Origin of the sequence: Sphingomonas bisphenolicum, from assembly GCF_024349785.1 — a bacterium.
GTDB lineage: Bacteria > Pseudomonadota > Alphaproteobacteria > Sphingomonadales > Sphingomonadaceae > Sphingobium > Sphingobium bisphenolicum.
In genome coordinates, this window is sequence record NZ_AP018817.1 from 1,082,617 (window position 1) to 1,106,240 (window position 23,624).

At 65.3% G+C, this 23,624-nt stretch carries 30 protein-coding genes; 23 read left to right on the forward strand and 7 right to left on the reverse strand.

Translation table 11 applies throughout. The annotated features are described in order from the left end of the window. The first annotated feature begins 33 nt into the window (after positions 1-33). The 11 genes from rpsN (at position 34) to SBA_RS05425 (ending at position 7,458) form a co-directional block, all read left to right on the forward strand. Complete coding sequence (gene rpsN, locus SBA_RS05375) at positions 34-339, forward strand: 30S ribosomal protein S14 (RefSeq protein ID WP_261936145.1); 306 nt, start codon at positions 34-36, stop codon at positions 337-339. Between the two features lie 12 nt (positions 340-351). After that, the gene (gene rpsH, locus SBA_RS05380; RefSeq protein ID WP_224550561.1) at positions 352-747 is read left to right on the forward strand and encodes a 30S ribosomal protein S8; all 396 of its coding nucleotides are present in this window, start codon (positions 352-354) and stop codon (positions 745-747) included. Beyond that, on the forward strand, positions 747-1,280 hold the full coding sequence (gene rplF, locus SBA_RS05385; protein ID WP_066606456.1) for a 50S ribosomal protein L6: 534 nt from the start codon (positions 747-749) through the stop codon (positions 1,278-1,280). The genes rpsH and rplF overlap by 1 nt, the downstream gene beginning before the upstream one ends. 1 nt (position 1,281) lies before the next feature. After that, positions 1,282-1,635, forward strand: a complete 354-nt coding sequence (gene rplR, locus SBA_RS05390; protein ID WP_066606453.1) for a 50S ribosomal protein L18 — start codon at positions 1,282-1,284, stop codon at positions 1,633-1,635. 2 nt (positions 1,636-1,637) lie between these two features. After that, entirely contained in the window at positions 1,638-2,369 is a 732-nt protein-coding gene (gene rpsE, locus SBA_RS05395) for a 30S ribosomal protein S5 (protein ID WP_261936146.1), read from the forward strand. 5 nt (positions 2,370-2,374) lie between these two features. Beyond that, on the forward strand, positions 2,375-2,554 hold the full coding sequence (gene rpmD / locus SBA_RS05400) for a 50S ribosomal protein L30 (protein ID WP_066560520.1): 180 nt from the start codon (positions 2,375-2,377) through the stop codon (positions 2,552-2,554). 367 nt (positions 2,555-2,921) lie between these two features. After that, positions 2,922-3,455, forward strand: a complete 534-nt coding sequence (gene rplO / locus SBA_RS05405; RefSeq protein WP_261936147.1) for a 50S ribosomal protein L15 — start codon at positions 2,922-2,924, stop codon at positions 3,453-3,455. A 195-nt stretch (positions 3,456-3,650) separates the two neighbouring features. Further along, positions 3,651-5,015, forward strand: a complete 1,365-nt coding sequence (secY, locus tag SBA_RS05410; RefSeq protein WP_224550558.1) for a preprotein translocase subunit SecY — start codon at positions 3,651-3,653, stop codon at positions 5,013-5,015. A gap of 41 nt (positions 5,016-5,056) precedes the next feature. Beyond that, positions 5,057-5,713: an adenylate kinase gene (locus SBA_RS05415; RefSeq protein WP_224550557.1), complete on the forward strand. Its 657-nt coding sequence runs from the start codon at positions 5,057-5,059 to the stop codon at positions 5,711-5,713. A gap of 36 nt (positions 5,714-5,749) precedes the next feature. Further along, the gene (locus SBA_RS05420) at positions 5,750-6,289 is read left to right on the forward strand and encodes an SRPBCC family protein (protein WP_224550556.1); all 540 of its coding nucleotides are present in this window, start codon (positions 5,750-5,752) and stop codon (positions 6,287-6,289) included. Between the two features lie 125 nt (positions 6,290-6,414). Continuing rightward, positions 6,415-7,458: an acyltransferase family protein gene (locus SBA_RS05425; RefSeq protein ID WP_261936148.1), complete on the forward strand. Its 1,044-nt coding sequence runs from the start codon at positions 6,415-6,417 to the stop codon at positions 7,456-7,458. Positions 7,459-7,514: 56 nt separating this feature from the next. On the opposite strand, the gene SBA_RS05430 is transcribed toward SBA_RS05425, so the two are convergent. Beyond that, on the reverse strand, positions 7,515-8,285 hold the full coding sequence (locus SBA_RS05430; protein ID WP_261936149.1) for a CsgG/HfaB family protein: 771 nt from the start codon (positions 8,283-8,285) through the stop codon (positions 7,515-7,517). Positions 8,286-8,457: 172 nt separating this feature from the next. Here SBA_RS05430 and lepA point away from each other — a divergent pair, with 172 nt between their 5' ends. Beyond that, positions 8,458-10,266 carry a translation elongation factor 4 gene (gene lepA, locus SBA_RS05435; RefSeq protein WP_224550553.1) on the forward strand — a complete coding sequence of 603 codons (1,809 nt, stop codon included), beginning with the start codon at positions 8,458-8,460 and terminating at the stop codon, positions 10,264-10,266. A gap of 55 nt (positions 10,267-10,321) precedes the next feature. Then, positions 10,322-10,867 carry a hypothetical protein gene (locus SBA_RS05440; RefSeq protein ID WP_224550552.1) on the forward strand — a complete coding sequence of 182 codons (546 nt, stop codon included), beginning with the start codon at positions 10,322-10,324 and terminating at the stop codon, positions 10,865-10,867. Between the two features lie 84 nt (positions 10,868-10,951). Here SBA_RS05440 and SBA_RS05445 read toward each other — a convergent pair whose 3' ends face one another. Together SBA_RS05445 and SBA_RS05450 are read right to left on the reverse strand one after the other, a co-directional pair. Next, a complete protein-coding gene (locus SBA_RS05445) occupies positions 10,952-12,034 on the reverse strand; it encodes a sensor domain-containing diguanylate cyclase (RefSeq protein WP_261936150.1) in 1,083 nt (360 codons plus the stop codon). 336 nt (positions 12,035-12,370) lie between these two features. Continuing rightward, a complete protein-coding gene (locus tag SBA_RS05450; protein ID WP_261936151.1) occupies positions 12,371-12,922 on the reverse strand; it encodes a nuclease in 552 nt (183 codons plus the stop codon). Between the two features lie 161 nt (positions 12,923-13,083). Here SBA_RS05450 and SBA_RS05455 point away from each other — a divergent pair, with 161 nt between their 5' ends. Beyond that, positions 13,084-13,470: a PH domain-containing protein gene (locus SBA_RS05455; RefSeq protein ID WP_224550549.1), complete on the forward strand. Its 387-nt coding sequence runs from the start codon at positions 13,084-13,086 to the stop codon at positions 13,468-13,470. A gap of 151 nt (positions 13,471-13,621) precedes the next feature. After that, positions 13,622-14,323, forward strand: coding sequence for a hypothetical protein (locus SBA_RS05460; protein WP_261936152.1), 702 nt, complete (start codon positions 13,622-13,624; stop codon positions 14,321-14,323). On the opposite strand, the gene SBA_RS05465 is transcribed toward SBA_RS05460, so the two are convergent. The 3 genes from SBA_RS05465 to SBA_RS05475 form a co-directional block, all read right to left on the reverse strand. Then, positions 14,320-14,856, reverse strand: coding sequence for a GDYXXLXY domain-containing protein (locus SBA_RS05465; protein ID WP_261936153.1), 537 nt, complete (start codon positions 14,854-14,856; stop codon positions 14,320-14,322). The genes SBA_RS05460 and SBA_RS05465 overlap by 4 nt on opposite strands. Then, a complete protein-coding gene (locus SBA_RS05470; RefSeq protein WP_261936154.1) occupies positions 14,853-16,010 on the reverse strand; it encodes a DUF2157 domain-containing protein in 1,158 nt (385 codons plus the stop codon). The genes SBA_RS05465 and SBA_RS05470 overlap by 4 nt, the downstream gene beginning before the upstream one ends. A 247-nt stretch (positions 16,011-16,257) precedes the next feature. Further along, on the reverse strand, positions 16,258-16,731 hold the full coding sequence (locus SBA_RS05475) for an Lrp/AsnC family transcriptional regulator (protein ID WP_261936155.1): 474 nt from the start codon (positions 16,729-16,731) through the stop codon (positions 16,258-16,260). A 107-nt stretch (positions 16,732-16,838) separates the two neighbouring features. Here SBA_RS05475 and SBA_RS05480 point away from each other — a divergent pair, with 107 nt between their 5' ends. From SBA_RS05480 to SBA_RS05515, 8 genes are all read left to right on the forward strand, one after another. Beyond that, on the forward strand, positions 16,839-17,795 hold the full coding sequence (locus SBA_RS05480; protein ID WP_224550545.1) for a DMT family transporter: 957 nt from the start codon (positions 16,839-16,841) through the stop codon (positions 17,793-17,795). 44 nt (positions 17,796-17,839) lie between these two features. Beyond that, positions 17,840-18,226 carry a fluoride efflux transporter CrcB gene (crcB, locus tag SBA_RS05485; protein ID WP_224550544.1) on the forward strand — a complete coding sequence of 129 codons (387 nt, stop codon included), beginning with the start codon at positions 17,840-17,842 and terminating at the stop codon, positions 18,224-18,226. Continuing rightward, positions 18,223-19,680 carry an RluA family pseudouridine synthase gene (locus SBA_RS05490; protein ID WP_261936156.1) on the forward strand — a complete coding sequence of 486 codons (1,458 nt, stop codon included), beginning with the start codon at positions 18,223-18,225 and terminating at the stop codon, positions 19,678-19,680. The genes crcB and SBA_RS05490 overlap by 4 nt, the downstream gene beginning before the upstream one ends. Beyond that, positions 19,677-20,294 carry an FMN-binding negative transcriptional regulator gene (locus SBA_RS05495; protein ID WP_261936157.1) on the forward strand — a complete coding sequence of 206 codons (618 nt, stop codon included), beginning with the start codon at positions 19,677-19,679 and terminating at the stop codon, positions 20,292-20,294. Before SBA_RS05490 ends, SBA_RS05495 begins: the two co-directional genes overlap by 4 nt. Then, a complete protein-coding gene (locus tag SBA_RS05500; protein ID WP_261936158.1) occupies positions 20,291-20,950 on the forward strand; it encodes an HAD-IA family hydrolase in 660 nt (219 codons plus the stop codon). Before SBA_RS05495 ends, SBA_RS05500 begins: the two co-directional genes overlap by 4 nt. Next, positions 20,947-21,210 (forward strand): hypothetical protein, encoded by a 264-nt coding sequence (locus SBA_RS05505; protein WP_261936159.1) that lies wholly within the window; start codon positions 20,947-20,949, stop codon positions 21,208-21,210. Before SBA_RS05500 ends, SBA_RS05505 begins: the two co-directional genes overlap by 4 nt. Next, positions 21,207-21,902 (forward strand): ATP12 family chaperone protein, encoded by a 696-nt coding sequence (locus tag SBA_RS05510; protein ID WP_261936160.1) that lies wholly within the window; start codon positions 21,207-21,209, stop codon positions 21,900-21,902. The genes SBA_RS05505 and SBA_RS05510 overlap by 4 nt, the downstream gene beginning before the upstream one ends. A 142-nt stretch (positions 21,903-22,044) precedes the next feature. Next, positions 22,045-22,779, forward strand: coding sequence for a tetratricopeptide repeat protein (locus SBA_RS05515; protein WP_224550595.1), 735 nt, complete (start codon positions 22,045-22,047; stop codon positions 22,777-22,779). A gap of 116 nt (positions 22,780-22,895) precedes the next feature. On the opposite strand, the gene SBA_RS05520 is transcribed toward SBA_RS05515, so the two are convergent. Continuing rightward, positions 22,896-23,573 carry a murein L,D-transpeptidase catalytic domain family protein gene (locus SBA_RS05520; RefSeq protein WP_261936161.1) on the reverse strand — a complete coding sequence of 226 codons (678 nt, stop codon included), beginning with the start codon at positions 23,571-23,573 and terminating at the stop codon, positions 22,896-22,898. Positions 23,574-23,624 lie beyond the last annotated feature (51 nt).

Genomic DNA, 23,624 nt, shown 5'->3' on the forward strand with positions numbered 1-23,624 from the left:
CCAACGCTTAAGCTAAGGAAGAGAACTTAAGTCATGGCGAAACTGAGTTCGATCAACAAGAACGAGCGCCGCAAGAAGCTGGTGAAGAAATATACCGGCCGTTATGCCAAGCTCAAGGCGATCGCGAATGATACCGCGGCCGATGACAGCGATCGTCTGATCGCGCGTCTGAAGATGGCGGAGATCCCCCGCAACGGCAATCCGACCCGCGTTCGGAACCGCTGCGAACTGACGGGGCGTCCCCGCGCTTATTACCGCAAATTCCGCCTCTGCCGCGTGCAGCTGCGTGATCTGGCCAACAAGGGCCTGATCCCCGGCGTCACCAAGTCGAGCTGGTAAGGATCATTTGAGATGGCATTGACCGATCCCCTGGGTGATATGCTCACCCGCATCCGCAACGGGCAGCAGGCGAAGAAGGACAGTGTTATGTCCCCGGCGTCCAAGCTGCGCGCCCGCGTGCTCGACGTGCTCCAGCGCGAAGGCTATATCCGTGGTTATTCCGAGGAAGCCCTCGGCAATCACCCGGGCCTGCGCATCGAGCTGAAATATTTCGAAGGCCAGCCGGCGATCAAGCATGTCGCCCGCGTTTCCAAGCCTGGCCGCCGCGTCTATTCGGGTTCCAAGGAACTTCCGGTGATTCGCAACGGCCTGGGCATCACCATTGTCTCGACGCCTCGCGGTGTTCTGTCCGACGCCGAAGCGCGCGAACAGAATGTCGGCGGCGAAGTGCTGGCGGAGGTGTTCTAATGAGCCGCATCGGTAAAAAGCCGGTCGCGATCCCCGCAGGGGTGACCGCAACCATCGAAGGCGGGCAGCTGTCGGTCAAGGGTCCCAAGGGGACGCTGGCCCTGCAGATGCGCGACGAGATCAGCTACACGCTGGAAAATGACGGCATCTCCGTGCAGCCGGCCAACAAGACCAAGCAGGCGCGCGCCTTCTGGGGTATGCAGCGGACGCTGGTGCAGAACCTGATCACCGGCGTGACCGAGGGCTTCTCCAAGAAGCTGCTCATCACCGGTGTCGGCTACCGCGCCAACTCGCAGGGCAAGAACCTGAAGCTGCAGCTTGGCTACAGCCATGACGTCGATTTCGCGATCCCCGACGGGATCGAGATCAAGACCCCGGATAACACCACGGTCGAGATCAGCGGCATCGACAAGCAGCAGGTCGGTCAGGTAGCGGCCGAGATCCGTCGCTGGCGCAAGCCCGAACCCTATAAGGGCAAGGGTATCAAATACGCCGGCGAATTCATCTTCCGCAAGGAAGGGAAGAAGAAGTAAGATGGCAAAGCTTTCCCTCTTCGCGCGGCGTCGTCGCCGCGTTCGCACCGCGCTCAAGGCTGTTTCGGGCACCCGCCCGCGCCTCAGCGTTCACCGTTCGGGCCGTCACATCTACGCCCAGGTCATCGATGACGCGCAGGGCAAGACCGTTGCCGCCGCATCGACCCTGGACAAGGACGTGCGCGGCAAGACCGGCGCCACGTCCGAAGCGGCTGCCGATGTCGGCAAGCGCGTCGCCGCCGCGGCGACCGCTGCCGGCGTCACCCGCGTCGTGTTCGACCGTGGTGGCTTCCTGTTCCATGGCCGCGTCAAGGCGCTGGCCGATGCGGCCCGTGAAGCCGGGCTGGAGTTCTGATCATGGCTGACGAAAACACCAACGAAGTCGTCGCACCCGTCGAGGGCGCCGAGGCGACTGCACCAACCGAAGGTCGTGGTCCCGGCCGTGGCCGTGGCAACCGCGGCGGCGGTGGCGGCAATGATCGCAACCGTGGCGAGCGTGGCGGCCGTGGCCGTCGCGACGATCGTCGTGGCGGCAACCGCGACGAGGATCAGGGCGAAGAACTGATCGAGAAGCTGGTTCACATCAACCGCGTCTCGAAGACCGTCAAGGGCGGTAAGCGCTTCGGTTTCGCGGCTCTGGTCGTCGTCGGCGACGGCAAGGGCCGTGCGGGCTTCGGTCATGGCAAGGCACGCGAAGTGCCGGAAGCCATCAGCAAGGCGACCGCCGCCGCCAAGAAGGCGATGGTCCGCGTTCCGCTGAAGGAAGGCCGCACGCTGCATCATGACGGTCTCGGCCATTTCGGCGCCGGCAAGGTGACGGTCCGTTCGGCCCCGGCCGGTACGGGTATCATCGCCGGCGGTCCGATGCGCGCCGTGTTCGAAAGCCTCGGCGTCGCGGACGTCGTGACCAAGTCGAACGGCACGTCGAACCCCTATAACATGATCCGTGCGACCTTCGCGGCGCTGGTCGAGCAGACCAGCCCCAAGTCGGTGGCGCAGCGTCGCGGCAAGAAGGTCGCCGACCTGCTTCGTCGCGGTGGCGCTTCGGTCGAAGTCGCGGCGGCTGACGCCGACGCGATTGTGGAGTAAGCGACATGGCGAAAATCAAGATCAAGCAGATCGGTTCGCCGATCCGTCGCCCCGCCGACCAGAAGAAGATTCTGATCGGCCTGGGCCTAGGCAAGATGCACCGCGTGGTGGAGCTTGAAGACACGGCGGAAGTCCGCGGTGCGATCAAGAAGCTGCCGCACATGGTGGCGGTGGTCGAAGGCTAAACCCTTCGCCCTGCGGCAAGATTGAAAAGGGCCGGTTCGCGTTCGCGAATCGGCCCTTTCCTTTTTGGCGGCGTCGTCGGTTGCTTGCGCGCTGTCCTACAACGCTCGGCCATGGCAAACTGGCGTGGCGATGGATGCAAAGGGCGCAAGCAGAGGCGCAAGATAATAGCCTATTCTAGCCATGAAATGTCTGAATGGGCGGGAAATGTGCGAAGTTAAGCGGCCATGCCCCAACGCCGCCCCGCCGGTTGCGATGCTGGCGACGGCCTGGCTGCCATGACGCATTAGGGGGTGACAAGCCTCCCGCATCCCGCTATGGGCCGCGCTTCCCAATTCAGCGCGAACCAAGCGAAAGCGAGTGCACGATATGAAACTCAATGACATCCGTGACAATGATGGCGCCCGCAAGGGTCGTATGCGCGTCGGACGCGGCATCGGCTCGGGCAAGGGCAAGACCGCCGGTCGCGGCCAGAAGGGCGCCAAGGCGCGCTCGGGCGTCGCCATCAACGGCTTCGAGGGTGGCCAGATGCCGCTCCACATGCGCATCCCGAAGCGCGGCTTCAACAACATCTTTGCGAACGACTATGCGATCGTGAACCTGGGCGCCGTGCAGAAGGCGATCGACGCCGGCAAGCTGGACGCGGCTGCAACCATCGATCAGGCGGCGCTGAACGCCGCCAACCTGACCCGTGGCGGCAAGGATGGCGTCCGTCTGCTCGCCAAGGGCGAACTGACCGCCAAGGTCAGCTTCCTGGTCGCCGGCGCGTCGAAGAGCGCGATCGAGGCGGTCGCAAAGGCGGGTGGCAAGGTCGACGTGATCGAAGTCGTTCCGGCGGCGGACAAGGCCAAGGCGAAGAAGGGCACTACCCTGGCCGCCAAGAAGGCCGCCCAGAAGGGCTGATCCGCCTTTCGCAGACTTGCAAGCGCGGCCCCGCTGCCCGATATGGGTTGGCGGGGTCATGCGTATCGGGGGGAATCCATTTGTCGCACCGGCGACAACTCCCCGTTCGACACGCCGGACCCGTCCCGCTAAGGGATGAGCGATTCCGCTCCGGGGCTTGATACCCCGGCAAGAGTGATTTGAAGGGCAGCCACCATGGCATCGAGAGCCGACCAGCTCGCATCCAATCTCAGCCTCGCAAAGTTCAGCCAGGCGACCGACCTCAAGAAGCGCCTGTGGTTCACGCTGGGCGCCTTGATCGTCTTCCGTTTCCTCAGCTTCGTGCCGCTGCCCGGCGTCGATCCGACCGCCCTGTCGCAGCTCTACAGCCAGACCAATGGCGGCATCCTCGACATCTTCAACACCTTCTCGGGTGGGTCGCTGTCGCGCATGAGCCTGATCGCGCTGGGCGTGATGCCCTATATCACCGCGTCGATCGTGGTTCAGCTCGGCGCCAGCCTCTCGCCGCAACTCGCGGCGATCAAGAAGGAAGGCGAAAGCGGCCGCAAGAAGCTGAACCAGTGGACGCGCTATGGCACCGTGGGCCTGACTGCGGTGCAGGGCTATTTCATCGCCGTGGGCCTTGAAAGCTTCGGCGCCCAGTCGGGTGTCGCGGCGGTGATCGAACCGGGCCTGCTGTTCCGCCTGACCGCGGTCGTGTCGCTGATCGGCGGCACCATGTTCCTGATGTGGCTGGGCGAACAGATCACGTCGCGCGGGATCGGCAACGGCGTGTCGCTCATCATCATGGCGGGCATCGTCGCCCAGTTGCCGGTTACGCTCAGCAATCTGTTCAAGTCGGGCAGCGAAGGGTCGATCTCCGGCCTGCTCATCATGTTCGTCATGGTGATGGCGCTGGGCCTGATCCTGCTGATCTGCTTCATGGAGCGGGCGCAGCGCCGGGTGCTGATCCAATATCCCAAGCGCCAGACCCGCCAGGGCCTGATGCAGGCCGACCGCAGCCATCTGCCGCTCAAGGTCAATACCGCGGGTGTCATCCCGCCGATCTTCGCCAGCTCGCTGTTGCTGATGCCGCTGACCATCTCGCAATTTGCGGGCCAGACCGTGGCGGGCGAAAGCAAGTGGGGCGATTTCGTCCTGACGCTGAACCAGTATCTGTCGCATGGCAGCCCGGTCTATATGGGGCTCTATGGTCTGGGCATCGTCTTCTTCTGCTTCTTCTACACCGCCGTGGTGTTCAATCCCGAAGAGACGGCCGATAACCTCAAGCGCAATGGCGGCTTCATTCCCGGTATTCGTCCGGGCAAGAATACCGAAAATTATCTGGATTATGTGCTGACGCGCATCACCGTCATCGGCGCGGCCTATCTGGCCTTCATCTGTCTGGTGCCGGAATTCGCCATCGCGCGGGCGGGCATTCCCTTCTACCTTGGTGGGACTAGCCTGTTGATCGTCGTCAATGTTACGGTGGACACCGTGACCCAGATTCAAAGCCATCTGCTCGCTCACCAATATGGCGACCTGATCAAGAAGGCGAAGCTCAAGGGGCGCCTGCGCTAGGCGACCACAGATAGGGCGCACAACAGGGGAGTATGCGCGCAATGAACATCATTCTGCTTGGCCCGCCGGGGGCCGGCAAGGGAACGCAGGCGAGCCGACTGGTCGAGCAACGCGGCATGGTGCAACTGTCCACGGGGGACATGCTGCGCGCTGCGGTGAAGGCCGGAACGCCGGTCGGACTTCAGGCCAAGGCGCTGATGGAATCCGGCGCGCTGGTTCCCGACGAAGTGGTGTCCGGCATCATCGGCGAGGCGCTCGACGCGCTGGCGCCCGAGACGGGCGTTATTTTCGACGGCTATCCGCGGACCGAGGCGCAGGCCCATTCGCTCGACACCATATTGTCGGATCGCAGCCGCACGCTCGACCATGTGATCGAGCTGGAAGTGGACGAGGATGCGCTGGTCGAGCGGATCACCGGTCGCTTCACCTGCGGCACCTGTGGCGCGGGCTATCACGACCTGTTCCACAAGCCCAAGGTCGAAGACACGTGCGACAAATGCGGCGGTCACGAATTCAAGCGCCGGCCGGACGATAATGAGGACACCGTGCGTACCCGCATGGCCGAATATCGCGCGAAGACCGCGCCGATCCTGCCGATCTACGAAGCGCGCGATATCGTGTCGCGGGTCGATGGCATGGCCGATATGGGCGAGGTGAGCGCGGCGATCGCGGCCATATTGGACGGCGACGCGGCCTGAGCTAGTGTCCGCCCTTCGGACGAGGGGAGGGCGGATATGCGCATTATCACATTATTGGGATGGGCTGGTGCGGCGATGGCCGCCCCGGCCCATTCCGCCGTTACGGCCACCGGCGATGTCGGTTTCGTCATTGAAAGCAGCGTCGAGATCGCAGCCGGTCCCGATGCCGTCTATGCACTGCTGCTGACGCCGGGCCGCTGGTGGAGTGACAGTCACAGCTATAGCGGCGATTCGGCCAATATGACCGTGGATGCCCGCGCCGGCGGCTGCTTCTGCGAGACGATCCCGGCGGCAGGCGGGGCGTCGGGGTCGGTCGAGCATGGGCGCGTCGTCTATGTCGCGCCGGGGCGGCAATTGCGCCTGTCCGGCGCGCTGGGGCCTTTGCAGGCCGATGCGGCGACCGGTACGCTCGACCTTGTGCTCACGCCGGCGGGGAAGGGGACGAAGGTCCGCATGACCTATGTGGTGGGGGGCTATCTGCGTACGCCTCCGGCCCGGATTGCGCCGTTGGTTGATCGGGTGCTGGATGAGCAGTTGCAGGGGTTGAAACGGGCGGCGGAAGCGCCTGCGCCCTGAGCCGCGTGGCACGACGCGGCCGATCGAAGCTGTCGGGAAAGAAAACAGCAAAGAAAAGCGCATCGGCCGCGCCCGTTAACCATGATCGTAGCAGATTCATTGCTCCGCTGTTGCTATGGAGGCGCATGGACGGATCGCTGCGCGCTCGTGGCCGCTTGACGGAATTGGACGCTTTACGCGGGATCGGCGCGCTGTGTGTGCTGATTTTCCATTATTCGACCCGCTTCCACGAACTGTTTCCGCAAGCCTCGCATGTGCCGTTCAGCTTTCCCGGCGGCAATTATCGCGTGCTGCTGTTCTTTACTATTTCGGGCTTCGCGATTTTCTTCACGCTCGATCGCATCCGTACCGTCGCCGACTTCATCGTCAATCGCTTCGCCCGTCTCTATCCCGCCTATCTGGTGGCGATGCTGCTGACGCTGGGGATCGAATATCTGGCGCAGGCGACGCAGTTGCTGGTCGGCCCGGTCGCGATCCTCGCCAATTTCACGATGCTCCAGGGCTTCGCCTTCATGCCGGAGGTGGATGGCGCCTATTGGACACTGACGGTCGAGATCGCCTTCTATTTCTGCATGATCGCGATCTGGAGGTTCTTCGGCATCCGGCGGCTGGAACCGGTGCTGGCGTTCTGGCTGGCGGTGCGCTGGCTGTTCTGGCTGTGGCCGGACATGCCGGAACGAATCATCATGCTGCTGGTGTTGCGCTATACGCCCTTCTTCGTGATCGGGATGCTGGCCTATCGCCTCTGGTCGGGTCAGCGGACGTTGATCCAGCAGGCCCCCTATGCGGCGCTCGCGCTGCTGTCGATCGCGACCATGGAGACGTGGGACGTGACGATCGTAGGCTGTGTCCTGATGATCACCTACCTCGCGCTGATCCATGGATATTTGCGCTTCCTCAGCCTGCGTCCGCTCTTGTGGCTGGGAGGGATCAGCTACAGCTTCTATCTGATCCACCAGCATGTCGGTTTCGTCGTCATGCTGGAGTTCGCCAAGGCGGGCTACAGTCCGTGGCTCGGCTTTGCCGCCGCCTTTACCGTGGCGCTGACATTGGGCACGGTCATCAACCGGGTGGTGGAGCGGCCCGTCGGCGAAGCGATCATCGCCTGGTGGAAGCGCCGCCGCGACGCCCAACTGGCCACGACGAGTGCGGTGACCAGCGAGGGCTGAACAAAAAGGGCGCCGCCGTCGTCGGCCGCGCCCCGTCTTATAGCTGCGCTATCGCCTTATTGCGCGACGGGCGCCGCAGCGGCCGCATTTTCGGGCAGGCCGCCCATCTGCGTCACCATCTTGGTATAGGCGTCCAGATAGGCCAGCACGATCACCTGACCGATATCGGTATTCTGGTAGCCGCCACCCCCGACCGCGGCGAGGCCGCCCATCCAGCCCAGGCCGCCGCCGCCGCCGAAGCTCAGGTCCGACTTGCGGAAATAGCCCTCGGCCATCACTTCTTCCTCGGTGGTGCGGGCGTTGACGACGGAGAGCATGACATTGGCCTCGCTCTTCTTGACCGAGATGCCGCCGGCCAGTGCACCCAGCGTCCGTCCGCCCAGGAAGCCGCCGACCAGCCCGCCAAGGGCGTTGCCGCCGCTATTCTTGTTGGTGGTGACGATATCGGGCTGGATGAAATAGTCCGCCGCCTTGACCTGGCCCTTGCCCAGGTTCGACCCGGCCTGCAATTCGCCCGAATCCGCCATGGCGCGTTCCATGTTGCGGCTGGCCATCGACCGGCCGCGATTGACGATGCCGAAACAACCGGACTGCTGGACGAACAGCTTGATGATCGCTTCCGGGCTGCCCAGGTTCAGTTCGCGCCACCACTGATTGTCCGGCTCGACGATGGCGACGGTGCCAAGGCGCTTGGTGCAGCGGGGAATTTCCATCTGCTTCCTGGTCTGGGCCTGACGACCCGACGATCCCTTGTCCGCTGCGATCGCTTGCGGCGTCGCCATGGCCAGGCAGACCATGGCCGCCGTCAGCTTGTTCAATCCACGCATTTCAAGAACCCCGTTTGTTGCTTGATCGAGAAAATGTCGTGCGCCCCGTCTTTTGCGAAAGCGTATCACAGGGCAGGGACGCTTCCAAGCAATGTGGGCCATGGATGACGGGCTTTGTCATCCTGTGCGCGATCCTGCTGACAGGGGGCGCAACTGCTGCTATCGGCGCGCAATGACCGATCTCAGCCATATCCGTAACTTCTCGATCATTGCCCATATCGACCATGGCAAGTCGACGCTCGCCGACCGCCTGATCCAGCGCACCGGCGGCCTGACAGACCGCGAGATGAGCGCGCAAGTCCTTGATAACATGGACATCGAGAAGGAGCGCGGCATCACCATCAAGGCCCAGACGGTCCGGCTCGACTATGTTGCCAAAAATGGCGAGACCTATGAGCTGAACCTGATGGACACGCCGGGCCATGTCGACTTCGCCTATGAGGTGTCGCGCAGCCTGGCCGCGTGCGAGGGCGCGCTGCTGGTCGTGGACGCCGCGCAGGGCGTGGAGGCGCAGACGCTGGCCAATGTCTATCAGTCGATCGAGCATGACCACGAGATCGTGCCGGTGCTGAACAAGATCGACCTGCCCGCCGCCGAACCGGAAAAGGTGCGCGCGGAAATCGAGGAGGTGATCGGCCTCGACGCGTCCGAGGCGGTGCTGGCCAGCGCGAAGTCGGGCATCGGCATCGACGATATATTGGAAGCGATCGTCAAGAAGATCCCGCCGCCCAAGGGCGACCGCGACGCGCCGCTGGAAGCGATGCTGGTCGATAGCTGGTACGATCCCTATCTGGGCGTCGTCATCCTGGTGCGCGTGATGAACGGCGTCATCAAGAAGGGCCAGAACGTCAAGTTCATGATCGGCGGCACCGAACATCTGGTCGACCGCGTCGGCTGCATGCGGCCCAAGATCGAGCAACTGCCCGAACTGGGGCCGGGCGAGATCGGCTTCATCACCGCGCAGATCAAGGATATCAGCCAGACCCGCGTCGGCGACACCATCACCACGGTCAAGAACCCGGCGGCCAAGCCGTTGCCGGGCTTCAAGGAAGTGCAGCCGGTGGTGTTCTGCGGCCTGTTCCCGGTGGATGCCAACGACTTCGACAAGCTGCGCGACAGCATCAGCAAGCTGCGGCTCAATGATGCCAGCTTCTCCTTCGAGATGGAGAGCAGCGCGGCGCTGGGCTTTGGCTTCCGCTGCGGATTCCTGGGCCTGCTCCATCTGGAGATCATTCAGGAGCGACTGACCCGCGAATATGATCTGGACCTCATCACCACCGCGCCGTCGGTGGTGTACAAAATCCAGCTCACCTATGGCGCGGGCGAGATCGAGCTGCACAATCCGGCCGACATGCCCGATCCCACTAAGATCGACGAGATCGAGGAGCCGTGGATCGAGGCGATCATCTATTGCCCCGACGAATATCTCGGCTCCATCCTGAAACTGTGCCAGGATCGGCGCGGCATTCAGAAGAACCTGACCTATGTCGGCGGCCGCGCGCAGGTGACCTATGAACTGCCGCTCAACGAAGTGGTGTTCGACTTCTACGATCGCCTGAAGTCCATCAGCCGGGGTTATGCCAGCTTCGACTATCACCAGATCGGCTATCGCGAGGGCGATCTGGTCAAGATGAGCATCATGGTCAATTCAGAGCCGGTCGATGCGCTCAGCATGATCGTCCATCGCGGCACCGCCGAATCGCGCGGCCGCGGCATGTGCGAGCGGCTGAAGGACCTGATCCCCCGCCATCTGTTCAAGATCCCGATCCAGGCGGCGATCGGCGGCAAGGTGATCGCGCGCGAGACGATCGCGGCGATGCGCAAGGACGTGACCGCCAAATGCTATGGCGGCGACATCAGCCGCAAGAAGAAGCTGCTCGACAAGCAGAAGGAAGGCAAGAAGCGGATGCGCGAATATGGGTCGGTCCAGATTCCGCAGGAAGCCTTCATCGCCGCGCTGCGCATGGGCGACGAAAGCTGATCCCATGAACGACCGCCGCGCCGCAGGATCGTCCCGCCGTTGAACGGGAACGATCTTGTCCTGTGACGGCGCAACGTCCGGGCCGTTGACCGGCAAGGGTCAACCGGACAATGGGCTGGCCGGGCAGGTCGCACGGATCGAGCGGGCGGCGGCGTTTCTGGCCAATGGCCTGTCGCTGGGCACCTGTCCCGACGCGGCGGGGCGACGGCGCGACGCCATGCCGGCCAAGTTGATCGGCAACGGTTTGCGCGAACTGGACCTGTTCCTGACCGACCTGATCGTGGAGGCGGGGCGGGTCCACCGGCTGGGCGCGGCGGCCGGGGGCGATCCGGGCGTGCATCCGGGTCGGCGCATCTATAGCGCGGCCGAGGCCTGGCGGCGCACCGGGCCGCAACTGGGGCTGGCGATGGACGCGCGCGCGCGGTTGCGCGAAATGCGCGCGGCGCAGAACCGCCATTGTTTCGGACGCCTGCGCGGGGAGGGCGCCGAGGCCGCGATGCAACGCGCCTGCGCCGACTATGCGCGGTTGGCGGGCGAGGTGCTGGCGGCGGTCAGGGGACGGGCGGGAGCGCCGAATTTCGACACCGCCGCAGGAAAATGATGCTTCAACAGCGCGGTTTCATGCTTCCGCGGTTGCAGGAAGGTTGAGGATTGGCGCCACGAGCAAAGTCCGACGCAATCCTGACTATTGGTAAAAGAGAACCCTGTTTCGACCGGATTCCTTGGCGCGGTACATCATCCCATCCACCAGGGACAATAGCTTGTCCTGATCGTCCATTTTACTCTGCACCAGCAGCGCGCCGATGCTGGCCGTAACGTTGATATGCTGGTCCGCCTCGGGAATATAGACGGATTCTATGGCTTTTGTGAAACGGTCGAGCACAGTCAGCATTCCCGGCTGGCTGATATCGGGTATCGCTACACAAAATTCCTCCCCTCCCATTCTTGCGATCAAATCGCCATCGCGGCAACTGTCCGCCAAGGCTTCCTTGACACGGATGAGCACCCTGTCCCCGGCGGAATGTCCATAGCGGTCGTTGATGGCCTTAAAATGATCGAGATCGATCATGGCGATGCCCAACTGCGCCTTTTTCGGGTCGCCGCGGGCGTCCCAGTCGGCCGACATGGCCGCGAATTTTCGAGCAAATGCGCGCCTGTTCAGGGCACCGGTCAGCGGATCAATATCCGCCAATGTCCGCATTTCGTCCACCTGATGATGAATGCGGAGCGACGACGCCACCCAATGGGCCATAGCCTGTAATCGTATTAGGTCCGCCACATCCTGCGCATTTCTATGGCAATGACCGATGTTAATTGTACCAAAACAGCGCGACCCGCTCAGCAAGGGAACATCCAGGCATGACTGCAGCCCCTTGCTGGTCAGCATTTTACAGTCCCAATCCTCCGATAAGGTGAGGTCGGGGCATATTTCCGCTTTCCCCTGCGCAAAGACGCGTCCGACCATCGTGCCGGCAATAGGGACCGGCATATCCAAAGGAATGGCGTCATTCCCCTCCATGGCCACCAGGCGAAGATGCGTAGCGTCAACCGGCAGAGCGATTGTTACGCGATCGGCACGGAAAATCGCGCGCGACCAGCGCGCTATCACTTGCATAATGGTATCGATGTCCGGAGCTACAGATAGCTCTACGATAAAACGAACTGGAAGCTCGATCGACAAGTCGTTGGCGCAAGCTTCGTCTACGGATCTCTTCAGATCGCCGTCGCTGAGACTATAATGGTGAGGATTAGCGTTATTGCTCGTCACGACCCTCTATCTTCGACCCGTTTCTCTTGTTTTAGCGCCATATTTCCCAATGGCAAATAAGGAGCGCATGAGAGGGGAAGATACTGTATCCCCTATCTGTCTCTAGCCCGTAGCCGACTGGCCCGGCATCGATCCAACCTCTTTTTCTGCGCCGGGGGGATGAAGGCTCTCGGGCGTCCAGCCGCACCGGTGGGATTGCCCTGCAATCGGGATACCGCGCGACCGGGGCCGCCCCATCGGCGGCGGGGCGCATAGTCGATGGCGGAGCAATGCGTTGCTTGCAGGTCCGCATAAATATCCCGTACTGGTATATGCAGAGCGGCGAAAATATGGCGATCAGGACGCGCACCAGTCGATCGGGTTGCGCGACCAAGCCCTGGCATGGCCCTTAAGGATCATCAACTGGCCGATCGACACGCCGTCGCGCAGCAGCAGCCGGGCGGAGGGATCGGGATCGGCGGCGTCGGGCCGGGCCTCGAACGCGCCGCCGTTCAGCATCGCGGCCAGCGCGGCGCGGCCCTTTTGCGCGCGCGCGGCTTCGGCCGAGCAGCGGGGGGCGGTGTCGCTGGGGACGCTGATGTCGGAGAGATGATAGCGTGTGCCGCGCCAGGCATAGGCGTTGGCGGACAGGATGCAGGCGTCGCCCCGGACGTCGTCGCACAGCGCGAACCGTGCGTTGATGCTGGTGGGCGCGGCGACGTCTTTCGCGGCGTCGCCGGGGGCGGGCAGAATATGTGCGATGAGCAACGCCACGGCCCCGGCAATGCCGAGCGCGGCAAGCAGCAGGCCGATCGGGACGACGCGCGTGCGCTGTTCCTGCTTGTCGTTCAGCCAGGCGCCGGCGTCATCCGGGTGGCGATCGCCGACGTCGTACAGATTGCGTGCCATGGTGCATCCCAAATGGAGCGGATGCTTTACCATCGCTTATGGAAAATTTCGGTTAACCAGCCGGAGCGCCGCTTTGCAACGGCGTGCGGCCTCACGGACTGGCCGGTTGACGGATCGGCCGGGCCATGGTCAAGTCGGCGGGCTGTAGCGACGGAGGCGGCGTGAGCGATACCTGGTTGTATGACGAGCATCCTGCGATGTTCCGGGCGCATCCCGTCCTGTTCCTGCTGCTGCTGGTTTCGGTGGTCGGCATCGTCGCGATCGCGATCTGGTGGGTGCTGCACAAGGGCGAACGACTGGCGCTGAGCGAGCGCGAAGTGCTGATGGAGCGCGGATTGCTGGCCAAGCAGCGGACCGAGGTCGCGCTGTCCTCCATTCGGTCGGTGCGCATCACTCAAAGCCTGGGCCAGCGCATCTTCGGCGTCGGCCATGTCGAGCTGTTCAGTGCCGGCGATATCGCCGAAATCGCGATCAAGAACATGCCGCGGCCCGACCGCATCCGCGCGATCGCCGCCGCGCGCAACCTGGACCTGCTGCCGCAAAGATAGACTATTTCGTCCAGCCCCTTGACTTGAGCCGATTTATTTCAACGATAGGGTTAACAAAAGAGGGGCCGCAGAGCCTCAATTCGCAAGAGGACGCCATGTCAGGAACGTCCGTTCACAAAGGGGTGAACGGCGGGATAAGGGGTCGTCTTCCATGGTTGGTTTGCGAGTGATGCCGTCTTTGCCGGACCTGACGGCCGAGCAGCGCGCCGAAATCCGCCACGCCTGCGGCTTTGCCTGCGTGCGGTGCGGCGTCACCATCTACCGCTATCTGGGGCTGCCGGACGGGCCGGGGGCGACCTTGCTGTGCCCGACATGCCACGGATTGGTGGAGGAAGGGCGGCTGACCGCGACCCAGGTCCACAGCTTCCACGCCAATCCGGTGGTGCGCCAGCGCCATTTCGCGCGCGACCGGCTGCCCTTTTCGGCGGAATTGCCGCAACTGATCGTCGGTGGATCGCGGCTGCTGCGCGACACGCCGATCCCGATCACGCTGGAGGGCGAGCCGATCCTGATCTTCGCGCCGCCGCGCCGGACCAATGGCGCGACGCGGATCAGCGTGCGGCTGGGCTCGCCCGACGGGGTGGCGACGCAGATCATCGACGGCAATGAATGGAAGCCGACCGATGGTAGCTGGCATTTCCTGCTGCGCGGCGACCGCTACAGCATGATGGCGGCGCGGGGCGATGGCCTTGCGGTGCTGCGGATCGTCGCGCGCAACCGGATCGCGGTGGAGCATCTGCGCACCACGATCAACGGCCGCCGGCTGGAGGTGACGCCCGACTGGCTGGAGATTGACGGCAAGCGGCATGTCGACCAGATCGGCAGCGGGACGCTGATCGGGCTGGAGCTTTAGGGCGCAACCTGCGGTTTCGGGCGGGGGCGGAAGTCCAGCGCGACCGGGCGCATGACGCCGTCGGCGCGGACCCGGACGCGGACCAGCCCTTGCAGGCGCGGATCGGCCAGCTTGCGGGAGAGGGCGATCGCCTGGCCCTGCGAGGCGTAGAATATCCCGCTTTCAAGCCTGCGGACCTCCTGCCGCGCGCCCAATGTCGCACGGAGGATGATGGCGCAGTCCCCGGTCGCATCCGTTGGGGATACAGGGCGCACCGTTCGGATGTGCGGCGCGATGCCGGTGACGCACAGGGCGCTGGCATAAGCGGGGTCGACCCGGCTCTCCCCCTCGCGCAACGGCGCGGTCGGCCAGGCGTAGCGATAGCGCACATAATGGCCGCGCAGCAGGTCGCGCGGGTCATAGCCCTCGATCGGGATCAGCCAGTCCTCCCCCTGCTGCGCCTGCCGGTGGATCATGGCCCAGCTTGCCAACAGGGCGGCGAGCGGCAGCAGCAGCGCGGCGGCAAGGATCAGGCGATGGCGGGCTGGCGTCATGCGCCCTCTCCGCGCGCAGGGGCATAACGGCGCGACAGGCGGATCGTGGCCCAGGCGACGGCCATGGCGAACAGGCCCGACAGAATCAGCCCCACGCCGCTGCCCAGCAAATCGTCATTCAGTTCGAAGCTGAGGATGATGATGCGCAGCGCGACCAGCGCGACGGCGGCCTGGAAGATGCGCCGCCAACGGGCATGGATCGCACCGGCGGCGACCGCGCCCCAGAGCGCGAGGAAGAACAGGCTGGCGATCCAGGTGCTGGCGTAGTGGCTCAGACCGGGCAGCAGCGCCTGGCCCAGATGCAGTACCGCCGCGACGACCAGCAGCGCTGCGGTCGCGCGGCCGGACGCGGTGCGCCGGGCATAAGCGGTCGCCGCGGCGGCGCAGAGCAGGGCGACGCTCTGGATCGCGGCGCTGCCGGGCAGGATCGCGCTGTCGCTGTCCCAGCCGCGCAGCAGCAGGACGATGCTGACGCCCGCGAAGATCGTCGTAGCGGCCATTTGTTCGATCAGCCGCCAGAAGGCGGGGCGATCGCTCCTGTCGCGCATCAGGGCGGCGGCGCCGGCGACCAGGATCGGCGGGCAGGCGATCAGTCCCCAATAGAGCGACGGATGCGTCGGCGAGACGCGACCGAATAGGGACCAGACACGGTCATGATCGTCGGCGTGCGCCCACAGCGTGCCCAGCAGCCCTGCCATCCACAGGCCCGCAACCGGCCAGCCGCGCCCGAACAATAGAAGCAGCGGCGAGAAGAGCAGCAGCCAGGCGAGCAGCGGCTGCCACAGCGGCGAACTGGTCTGGTAGACCTGCCCCAGATGGCCGAAAAAGGTGAGGCCCAGCACCGCCGCCACGAAGAGCAGGGCGTCGCAGACTATTGGGTTCAGATCGCCTTTCAACAACCGCCACCCGATCCATGCCGCGAGCGCGGCCATGATCGCAAAATGGATCGCCAGCCGCGCCGTGCCGGGAATCGCCTCCCAATTGGCGGCGACGATCGACACCAGCCCCAGCCCGATCGTCAGCGCGCCCAGCCCGACGATCGCCCAGACGCCGATCGGCCGGCTATGCGCGGCTTCCCACGCGCCGATCGCGCTGGCGGTATCGGCGTCGATCAGCCCCGCCGCCTGCCACGCCCTGAGTTTCCGTTCCGACATGGCGGGGAGAGTAATGGGGCCGGCGCGGAGGGCAATGGGGTTGTGAGGGTGGGGCAACGAGGCGATTGCTTATTGGCGCAGTCTGCGAGCGGTCAGAAGCGGGCGCTAGGTAGACGGATTTTTACGTCGCCTTTCGCGTGAAGTCTCGCGCAAAGCAGACCGCGCGAAATCGCCCAAAAATGGACATGTTCCCCCTGCCGCTGGCAGGAGTGGAATGGAAGGAACCACCCATCCGCGCAACCCTCCCTTACGCTATCACCAATTCCATCCCCGCCTTCACCCGGTCGAGGGCGAGGAAGCTGTGGAAGCTGGCGACGAAGTCGGTGTCCGACAGCAGGCGGCGGGTGGTGGCGTCATAATGGCGCATGTCGGGCGATACGATCAACAGGATGAAGCTGCAGCCGCCCGTCACATAATAGCATTGCTGCACAGCCGGATCGGCGCGGAACAGCGCCTTGGCGCGGTCGACCGTGGCGGAGCGTTCGTCGGTCAGATGGACTTCGACGATCGCGGTGATGTCCAGGTCCACTGCATCGGGATCGACGATCGCGGCGTTGCGGGCGACGATCCCGGCCTTTTCCATGGCGGCGATGCGGCGTTGCACCGCTGCGGTGGAGAGGTTCACCGCCTGCGCGATGGCGCGTTGCGGCGTGCGATTGTCGCGCTGGATGATTCGCAGGATCGCGCGGTCGAACGGGTCTGGAGTGCGCATATCGGGCATGGACGAGTAATTGTTGCATTTTCTGGGGCAATCAAGAGCATTTTTCCCGCTGTTGTGATGATAATATTCGGGATCGACAGGCGGTCGGGCGGGAAAGACGGACGGGTATGACCAAGGGATCAGGCGGAACGATGCTGGCGGGCATCGCGTGCGGTGTGGGCGCGGGGGCTCTGTGGGGGCTGGTGTTCGTGGCGCCCGAAGTGGTGCGCGGCTTCACCCCGTTGCAGCAGGCGGTCGGCCGTTATCTGGCCTATGGCGCGCTGTCGCTGATCCTCGTCGCGCCGCGCTGGCGGATGCTGGCTGCGCGGATGACGCCGCGCCTATTGTGGGCGCTGGCCTGGCTCGCGCTGGCCGGCAACCTCTTTTACTATGTGCTGCTGGTGAGCGCGGTGCAGATGGGCGGCGTCGCCATGACATCGCTGGTGGTCGGTTTCCTGCCGGTGGCGGTGACGATCATCGGCAGCCGGGAGGCGGGCGCGGTGCCGCTGCGACAATTGGCGCCCTCGCTGCTGCTGTGCGTCGCCGGCGCGCTGTGCATCGGCTGGCAGGCGGTGGTCATGCCCGGACCGGGGCCGGTGGCGACGCGGCTGCTGGGCTTTGCCTGCGCGGTCGGGGCGCTGATCTCCTGGACCGCCTTCGCCATCGGCAATAATCACTGGCTGCGGCGGCAGGGCGACATGCCAGCGCAGGACTGGAACCTGCTGATCGGGCTGGCGACAGGATGCCAGGCGCTGCTGTTCCTGCCGGTCGTGCTGTGGCTGGGGCTGGGCCGGCATGACGCCGCCGCCTGGACGCAGTTCGCCACCGTCTCGGTCGCTGTCGCGCTGCTGGCCTCGATCGTGGGCAACGCGCTGTGGAACCGGGCGAGCCGGTTATTGCCGCTGACCATGGTCGGGCAGATGATCCTGTTCGAAACCGCCTTCGCGCTGATCTATGGCTTCGCCTGGGAAGGGCGCTGGCCGACCGGGCTGGAGAGCGCGGCCTTCCTGCTGGTGGTGCTGAGCGTCGTGACCTGCATCGCGGCGCATCGGCGGCCGGTGGCGCAGCTCGTCACAACCGCCTGATTGCGCGCTTTCCCCTTCGACGGATTCGCTATAGGGCGCTTTGCATGACCAATATGTTTCTTGTGATGGGCGGGGGCGCCGTGGGCGCCGCCTTGCGCTATCAATTGGGGCGCTTCGCCGGGCAGATGGCGCCCGGTACGGCCTGGCCCTGGGGTACCTTCGCCGCCAATCTGATCGGCGGTTTCGCCATGGGGCTGCTCGCCGGATGGCTGGCGCGCGGGGGCAGCGTGTCGGGCGAACCGATCCGCCTGTTGCTGGGCGTGGGCGTGCTGGGCGGCTTCACCACCTTTTCCGCGTTCAGCCTCGAAACCATGCTGATGATCCAGCGCGGCGATATCCTGCTGGCGAGCGGCTATGCGCTGGCGTCGGTGATCGGCGCGATCGTGGCGCTGTGCGTGGGCCTGACCGTGATGCGGAGCGTCGTGGCATGAAGGGGCGTCCTCCCGCCAGGCCCGGCGCGGGCGCGACCGGCGGCAAGAGGCCGCGCGACGGCAAGCCTGCGGGCCGATCCGCAAGCGGCAAGCCGTCGGACAAGCGCTTCGGCGACAAGAAGCCGGGTGATAAAAAGCCCGCTGACCGCAAGTTCGACCGGAAATCCGCCGACGGCAAGCCCGGCGCGCCCGGCCGCGCCCGTGGGGGCGCGAAGGCGGCAAGTGCGCGCAAGGGGGAGGGCGGCAAGCCGCCGTTCAAGCCCCGCACGAAAGCCGCTGCGCCCGCCGCGGCCAAGGCCGCACCGGCCGCAGCCAAGCCCGTCGCCGCCAAGAGCAGCGCCGCCAAGGGCGTGTCGCTCGACGTGCGCCAGTTCCGCGTGGCCGCCGACGATGACGGCATCCGCCTCGACCGCTGGTTCCAGCGGCATCTGCCCGATGTCGGCTTCAATATCGTGTCGCGCTGGTCGCGCACCGGCCAGTTGCGGGTCGATGGCGCGCGCGCCGCGCCGGGCGACCGCATCGTCGAGGGGCAGACGATCCGCGTCCCCCCCGCCGAAGCGCGGCCCGATATGCCCGAAAAGGCGAAGCGCGTCCGCGTCATCGACCTGACGCCCGACGAGATCGCCTATGCGCAGGAGATGGTGATCCATCGCGATGCGCAGGCCATCGTCATCAACAAGCCGCCGGGGCTGGCCACGCAGGGCGGGACCAAGACCGACGAGCATGTCGACAAGCTGCTCGACGCGCTGCTGTTCGATTCCGAATCGCGCCCCAAGCTGGTCCACCGGCTGGACAAGGACACGTCGGGCGCGCTGCTGCTGGCGCGGACCAGCCGGTCGGCCGCGCATTTCGCCAAGACTTTCTCCAGCCGCACCGCGCGCAAGGTCTATTGGGCGCTGGTGATCGGCGTGCCGTCGATCAATGACGGCATGATCGAGCTGCCGCTCGCCAAGCAGCCGGGCACCGGCGGCGAGAAGATGCATGTGGACGAGGAAGAGGGGATGCCCGCCCGCACGCGCTATCGCGTGATCGAACGGGCCGGCAACCGCGCCGCCTGGGTCGAGCTGCAACCCTATACCGGCCGAACGCACCAGTTGCGCGTCCATCTGGCGGCGATCGGCCACCCGATCGTGGGCGACGGCAAATATGGCGGCAAGGACAGTTTCCTGACCGGGTCGATCAGCCGCAAGATGCACCTGCATGCGCGCCGCATCCGGGTGGATCATCCCGATGGCGGGCGGGTGGACGTGATGGCGGACCTGCCGACCCATTTCGCCAACAGCCTGGAGGATCTGGGCTTCGACCTCTCCCTGGGCGACATGCCGCTGGACGACGAGATCGACCGGACCCCGACCCGCGAGGACGAGAAGAAGTTCGCGCGCCAGCACGCCAAGCAGGTGCGCAAGGATCGCAAGGGCGAGCGCCGGTCGCGGGGTGGCGGCCGCGGCGAATGACGCCGGGGGCGCCCTATCGCTGGACGGATGAGGCGGCGATCCGCGATTTCGTGGGACAGGCGGGCTTCGGCCTGCTCTGCGTCGCCGCGCCCGACAGGATGCATGTGGTGCATCTGCCTGTCGTCTGGCTGGACGATCGGCGGATCGGCCTGCACATCCATCGCGCCAATCCGATCGTGCGGCATCTGGACGGAGCGGACGCACTGATCGTCGTTACCGGGCCGCATGGCTATGTCAGCCCGGACTGGTATGGCCTGCCCGACAAGGTGCCGACCTGGAACTATCTGTCGGCCGAATTGCGCGGGCCGATGGCGCGGCTGGACCGGGACGCGACGATTGCGCAGATCGATGCGCTCACCCAGGAGCAGGAGCGGCGGCTGGCGCCAAAGCCGGTCTGGACCCGCGACAAGATGGGGGCGGGCCAGTTCGACCGGCTGCTCGGTGGGCTCGTCGGCTTCGCCATGCGGGTGGACGCGCTGCACGGCACTGCCAAGCTGGGGCAGGACAAGCCGGAAGCGGCGCGGATCGGCGTGGCCGATGCGCTGGACGCCGGTGGCAATGCGCCGCTGGCGGCGCTGATGCGGGCGACTCTGGGCGAAGGGGACGCGGCATGAGCAATCGCCTGGTCGTCTTCGATTGCGACGGCACGCTGGTCGACAGCCAGCACAGCATCTGCACCGCCATGGTCCGCGCCTTCGAGGATGTGCAACTGCCGCCGCCCGAACGGCTGGCGATCCTGTCGGCGGTGGGCCTGTCGCTGCCGGTCGCGATGGCGCGGCTGCTGCCCGATGCGGAGGCGGATTTCCACGATCATCTGGCCGATCGCTACAAGCTGGCGTTCCAGGCGATGCGGCGCGAGCAGGGGGTGCAGGAACCGCTCTATCCCGGCATCGCCGATCTGGTGGCGGAACTGGACGCGGCGGGATGGTTGCTGGGGGTGGCGACCGGCAAGTCGGACCGCGGCCTCAACCTGTGCCTCACCCATCATGGTATCATCGACCGGTTCGTGACGCTGCAGACCGCCGATCGCCACCCGTCCAAGCCGCACCCCTCGATGCTGATGACCGCGATGGCGGAAGCGGGGGCGGCGCCCGACACCACGGTGATGATCGGCGACACCAGCTTCGACATCGCCATGGGGCTGGCCGCGGGCGTGCGCAGCATCGGCGTGGCGTGGGGCTATCATCTGCCGGGCGAACTGGTCGCGGCGGGCGCCCATGCGGTGGCGATGGACAGCGCGGAATTACGCGGCCATATCGGCGCGCCATGACCGATCTTCCGCCCGCTCCGCCGCCCAAACCCAATCCCGATTCGGTCGCGCGCCAGCGCCATTTCGCGATCGGCCTGTTTCGCCTGTCGGGTGCGCTGATCGTGATGTTCGGCTTTCTTGCCATCATGCAGCGCTTCGCCTGGGTGCAGGGCGACAAGGCCAAGGCATTCGGCGCGATCATGGTGGTGACCGGCCTGTTCCAGTTCATCGCCGTGCCGCGCATTTTGCTGGCGCTGTTCCGCACGCGGCCGCCGCAATGAAGCGTTTCTACACCGACGTGACGATGGTCGCCGAGGATGGCGGCTTCGCCATCCGGCTGGACGGCCGCGCCGTCCGCACCCCGGCGCGCGCGCTGCTGGTGCTGCCGACGCCCGCGCTGGCCGAAGCGGTCGCGCAGGAATGGCGGGCACAGGGGGAGACGGTCGATCCGCCGTCCATGCCGATGACCGGCCTCGCCAATGCGGCGATCGATCATGTCGCGCCCAGGCCGGCAGCCTTTGCCGACGGGATAGCGCAATATGCGCAAACCGACCTGCTCTGCTATCGCGCCGACGGGCCGGCGACGCTGGTCGCGCGGCAGGCAGCGGCGTGGGAGCCGCTGCTCGACTGGGCGCGGACGCGCTACGACGTGACGTTCGCCGTTACGCAGGGGATCATCCCGGTGCCGCAGCCGCCCGAAACGCTCGCCCGGCTGGGCGCGGCGGTCGCGGCCTGCGATCCTTTCACGCTGGTCGGCCTGTCGACGCTGGTGTCGCTCAGCGGATCGCTCGTCTGCGGGCTGGCGATCGTCGAGGGGGGACATGACCTCGACCGGGTGTGGCAGGCGGCCGAAATCGACGCGGCGTGGCAGGTCGAACTATGGGGCGAAGATGCGCTGGCCGCCGCGGCCACGGCACGGCGCACGGCCGATTTTGCCATGGCCGGCGCCTTTTCCGCGATGAGCCGGTGCTAAAGCGTTAGGAACCCGAACGCTGTTTCGTTCATTCTGTTGTTGGCAGGGGCGCATAGCGTCCGGCCAACTATCCAATGCCGTGACAAGGGAGACCCAGACGTTGGCATCAACGTTCCGCAACACCGCTTTGACCCTCGTTTCGATGCTCGCCGCGCCGCTGGCGCTGGCGCAGCAGACACCCGATGCCGCTCCGCCCGAAGCGCCGTCGGCCGAAGCCGCGCCCGCCGCCGCTGAAACGCCCGTCGCGCGCGAACTGACCCCGGCCGAAATCGCCGCCTTCAACAAGGCCGTGACCGACTTCACCGCCGGCCAGGCGGCCCAGCAAAAGGGCGACAATGCCGGTGCGGTCGCCAAATATGACGCCGCCATGCCGGCGATCCGGACAGCGGTAGAGGCCGACCCGTCCAAGGGCGACAATGTCAATTTCCTCGCCAATGCGCTCTATGCCGATGCCGCCGCCTATGGCGCGCTGGGGCAGATGGACAAGGTGATCGCGCTCTATGGCGAATCGCTGCCGCACTGGCGCAAGGTGGTGGAGGCCAAGCCCGCCGATGCGGCCGGCCGCAACATCCTGGCCGGCATCCTGATCCAGATGGGGAACCAGGAATTGCGCGACCATGACCGGGGCGCGGCCGATACCTATTATGAGGAAGCATTGACCCTGGCGCGCCAGACCGTAACGGATCAACCGGGCGACGCGGTGAGCAGGAACGTGCTGCTGTCGGCCCTGATCGGCGCCAGCCAGACCTCAACCGAGGAGGGGTTACGCGACGAGGCCATCACGATGGGCAAGGCGATGATGGCCGACGGCACGATCGACGCCATGAACAAGCCATCGATCGAAACGATGACCGGGCCTGCGGGCACGGTGGGGTAGGTTCCATCCCCGACAAGACGAAAAAGGCCGGGGCGATGCTTCGGCCTTTTTCGTAGGCCGGTTCGGTTGGCTGGAATGACGGCTGAGGGAGTGCGCTTCGCTTCGCGACCGCTGCGTCAGCCGTTCCCGATCTTGTCGGCGTAGAGCATCCGGCCCGGCCCCAACAGGCCCAGCACCTGCGGCACGATATGGGGGGCGACAGCGAAACAGCCTTCGGAGCGACCGCATTTGCCCCAGGCGGCGACATGATCCTCGCTCACATAATCGGCGCCATGGATGACGATGGCGCGCGGTTCGGCATTGTTGTTCTGGGGGTCGAGGCCCAGCAGGCGCATCGACCGGCCATGCTGGCCGAAATACATGTCGCCCGTCTTGAACGCGCCGGACGAACTGGCGAGCGAGTTGAACTCGTTCGAGAAACTGTGCAGCCAGCCGGAATGTTCGGGGTCGGAGCCGCGGCCGTGCGAGACCAGATAGCTGCTGGTCTGGCCGCCAATCAGGTCGACGATATGCATGCGCGGATTTTTCGACGGGGCGTCGAAATCGACGATCGCCAGCCGGTCGCGCAGGGCGAAGGCGTCGGCATGGCGGTCGAGCGCCGCCTTGGCGCGTTCCAGCAGCGCGGCATAGGGCTTTTGCGCCACTGCGCGCGGCGTTGCAGGCACGGTGGGAACCGGCGCCGGACTCAATGGTTCAGGCCCTGTCGAGGACAGCGCGGCGCGACCCATGCTGTCCGACAGAAACGAAAAGGCGAGTCCGCTTAAAGCGAACTTCGTAAAATTGCGGCGATCCATGGCCGCAATATAGCAAAGGCGACGCCCCGGTCCAAGAGCGGGGCGGGCGCT

What these genes read in the sequence shown, in the direction of transcription:
- rpsN (WP_261936145.1), top strand. Translation starts at nt 34, where the DNA reads ATGGCGAAACTGAGTTCGATCAACAAGAACGAGCGCCGCAAGAAGCTG.
- SBA_RS05425 (WP_261936148.1), top strand. Translation starts at nt 6,415, where the DNA reads ATGGACGGATCGCTGCGCGCTCGTGGCCGCTTGACGGAATTGGACGCT.
- SBA_RS05515 (WP_224550595.1), top strand. Translation starts at nt 22,045, where the DNA reads ATGCTCGCCGCGCCGCTGGCGCTGGCGCAGCAGACACCCGATGCCGCT.
- SBA_RS05490 (WP_261936156.1), top strand. Translation starts at nt 18,223, where the DNA reads ATGAAGGGGCGTCCTCCCGCCAGGCCCGGCGCGGGCGCGACCGGCGGC.
- rpsH (WP_224550561.1), top strand. Translation starts at nt 352, where the DNA reads ATGGCATTGACCGATCCCCTGGGTGATATGCTCACCCGCATCCGCAAC.
- SBA_RS05500 (WP_261936158.1), top strand. Translation starts at nt 20,291, where the DNA reads ATGAGCAATCGCCTGGTCGTCTTCGATTGCGACGGCACGCTGGTCGAC.
- rpsE (WP_261936146.1), top strand. Translation starts at nt 1,638, where the DNA reads ATGGCTGACGAAAACACCAACGAAGTCGTCGCACCCGTCGAGGGCGCC.
- lepA (WP_224550553.1), top strand. Translation starts at nt 8,458, where the DNA reads ATGACCGATCTCAGCCATATCCGTAACTTCTCGATCATTGCCCATATC.
- SBA_RS05430 (WP_261936149.1), bottom strand. Translation starts at nt 8,285, where the DNA reads ATGCGTGGATTGAACAAGCTGACGGCGGCCATGGTCTGCCTGGCCATG.
- rplO (WP_261936147.1), top strand. Translation starts at nt 2,922, where the DNA reads ATGAAACTCAATGACATCCGTGACAATGATGGCGCCCGCAAGGGTCGT.
- SBA_RS05415 (WP_224550557.1), top strand. Translation starts at nt 5,057, where the DNA reads ATGAACATCATTCTGCTTGGCCCGCCGGGGGCCGGCAAGGGAACGCAG.
- SBA_RS05480 (WP_224550545.1), top strand. Translation starts at nt 16,839, where the DNA reads ATGACCAAGGGATCAGGCGGAACGATGCTGGCGGGCATCGCGTGCGGT.
- rplF (WP_066606456.1), top strand. Translation starts at nt 747, where the DNA reads ATGAGCCGCATCGGTAAAAAGCCGGTCGCGATCCCCGCAGGGGTGACC.
- SBA_RS05520 (WP_261936161.1), bottom strand. Translation starts at nt 23,573, where the DNA reads ATGGATCGCCGCAATTTTACGAAGTTCGCTTTAAGCGGACTCGCCTTT.
- SBA_RS05505 (WP_261936159.1), top strand. Translation starts at nt 20,947, where the DNA reads ATGACCGATCTTCCGCCCGCTCCGCCGCCCAAACCCAATCCCGATTCG.
- SBA_RS05465 (WP_261936153.1), bottom strand. Translation starts at nt 14,856, where the DNA reads ATGACGCCAGCCCGCCATCGCCTGATCCTTGCCGCCGCGCTGCTGCTG.
- SBA_RS05460 (WP_261936152.1), top strand. Translation starts at nt 13,622, where the DNA reads ATGGTTGGTTTGCGAGTGATGCCGTCTTTGCCGGACCTGACGGCCGAG.
- secY (WP_224550558.1), top strand. Translation starts at nt 3,651, where the DNA reads ATGGCATCGAGAGCCGACCAGCTCGCATCCAATCTCAGCCTCGCAAAG.
- crcB (WP_224550544.1), top strand. Translation starts at nt 17,840, where the DNA reads ATGACCAATATGTTTCTTGTGATGGGCGGGGGCGCCGTGGGCGCCGCC.
- SBA_RS05495 (WP_261936157.1), top strand. Translation starts at nt 19,677, where the DNA reads ATGACGCCGGGGGCGCCCTATCGCTGGACGGATGAGGCGGCGATCCGC.
- SBA_RS05470 (WP_261936154.1), bottom strand. Translation starts at nt 16,010, where the DNA reads ATGTCGGAACGGAAACTCAGGGCGTGGCAGGCGGCGGGGCTGATCGAC.
- SBA_RS05510 (WP_261936160.1), top strand. Translation starts at nt 21,207, where the DNA reads ATGAAGCGTTTCTACACCGACGTGACGATGGTCGCCGAGGATGGCGGC.
- rplR (WP_066606453.1), top strand. Translation starts at nt 1,282, where the DNA reads ATGGCAAAGCTTTCCCTCTTCGCGCGGCGTCGTCGCCGCGTTCGCACC.
- SBA_RS05475 (WP_261936155.1), bottom strand. Translation starts at nt 16,731, where the DNA reads ATGCCCGATATGCGCACTCCAGACCCGTTCGACCGCGCGATCCTGCGA.
- rpmD (WP_066560520.1), top strand. Translation starts at nt 2,375, where the DNA reads ATGGCGAAAATCAAGATCAAGCAGATCGGTTCGCCGATCCGTCGCCCC.
- SBA_RS05420 (WP_224550556.1), top strand. Translation starts at nt 5,750, where the DNA reads ATGCGCATTATCACATTATTGGGATGGGCTGGTGCGGCGATGGCCGCC.
- SBA_RS05450 (WP_261936151.1), bottom strand. Translation starts at nt 12,922, where the DNA reads ATGGCACGCAATCTGTACGACGTCGGCGATCGCCACCCGGATGACGCC.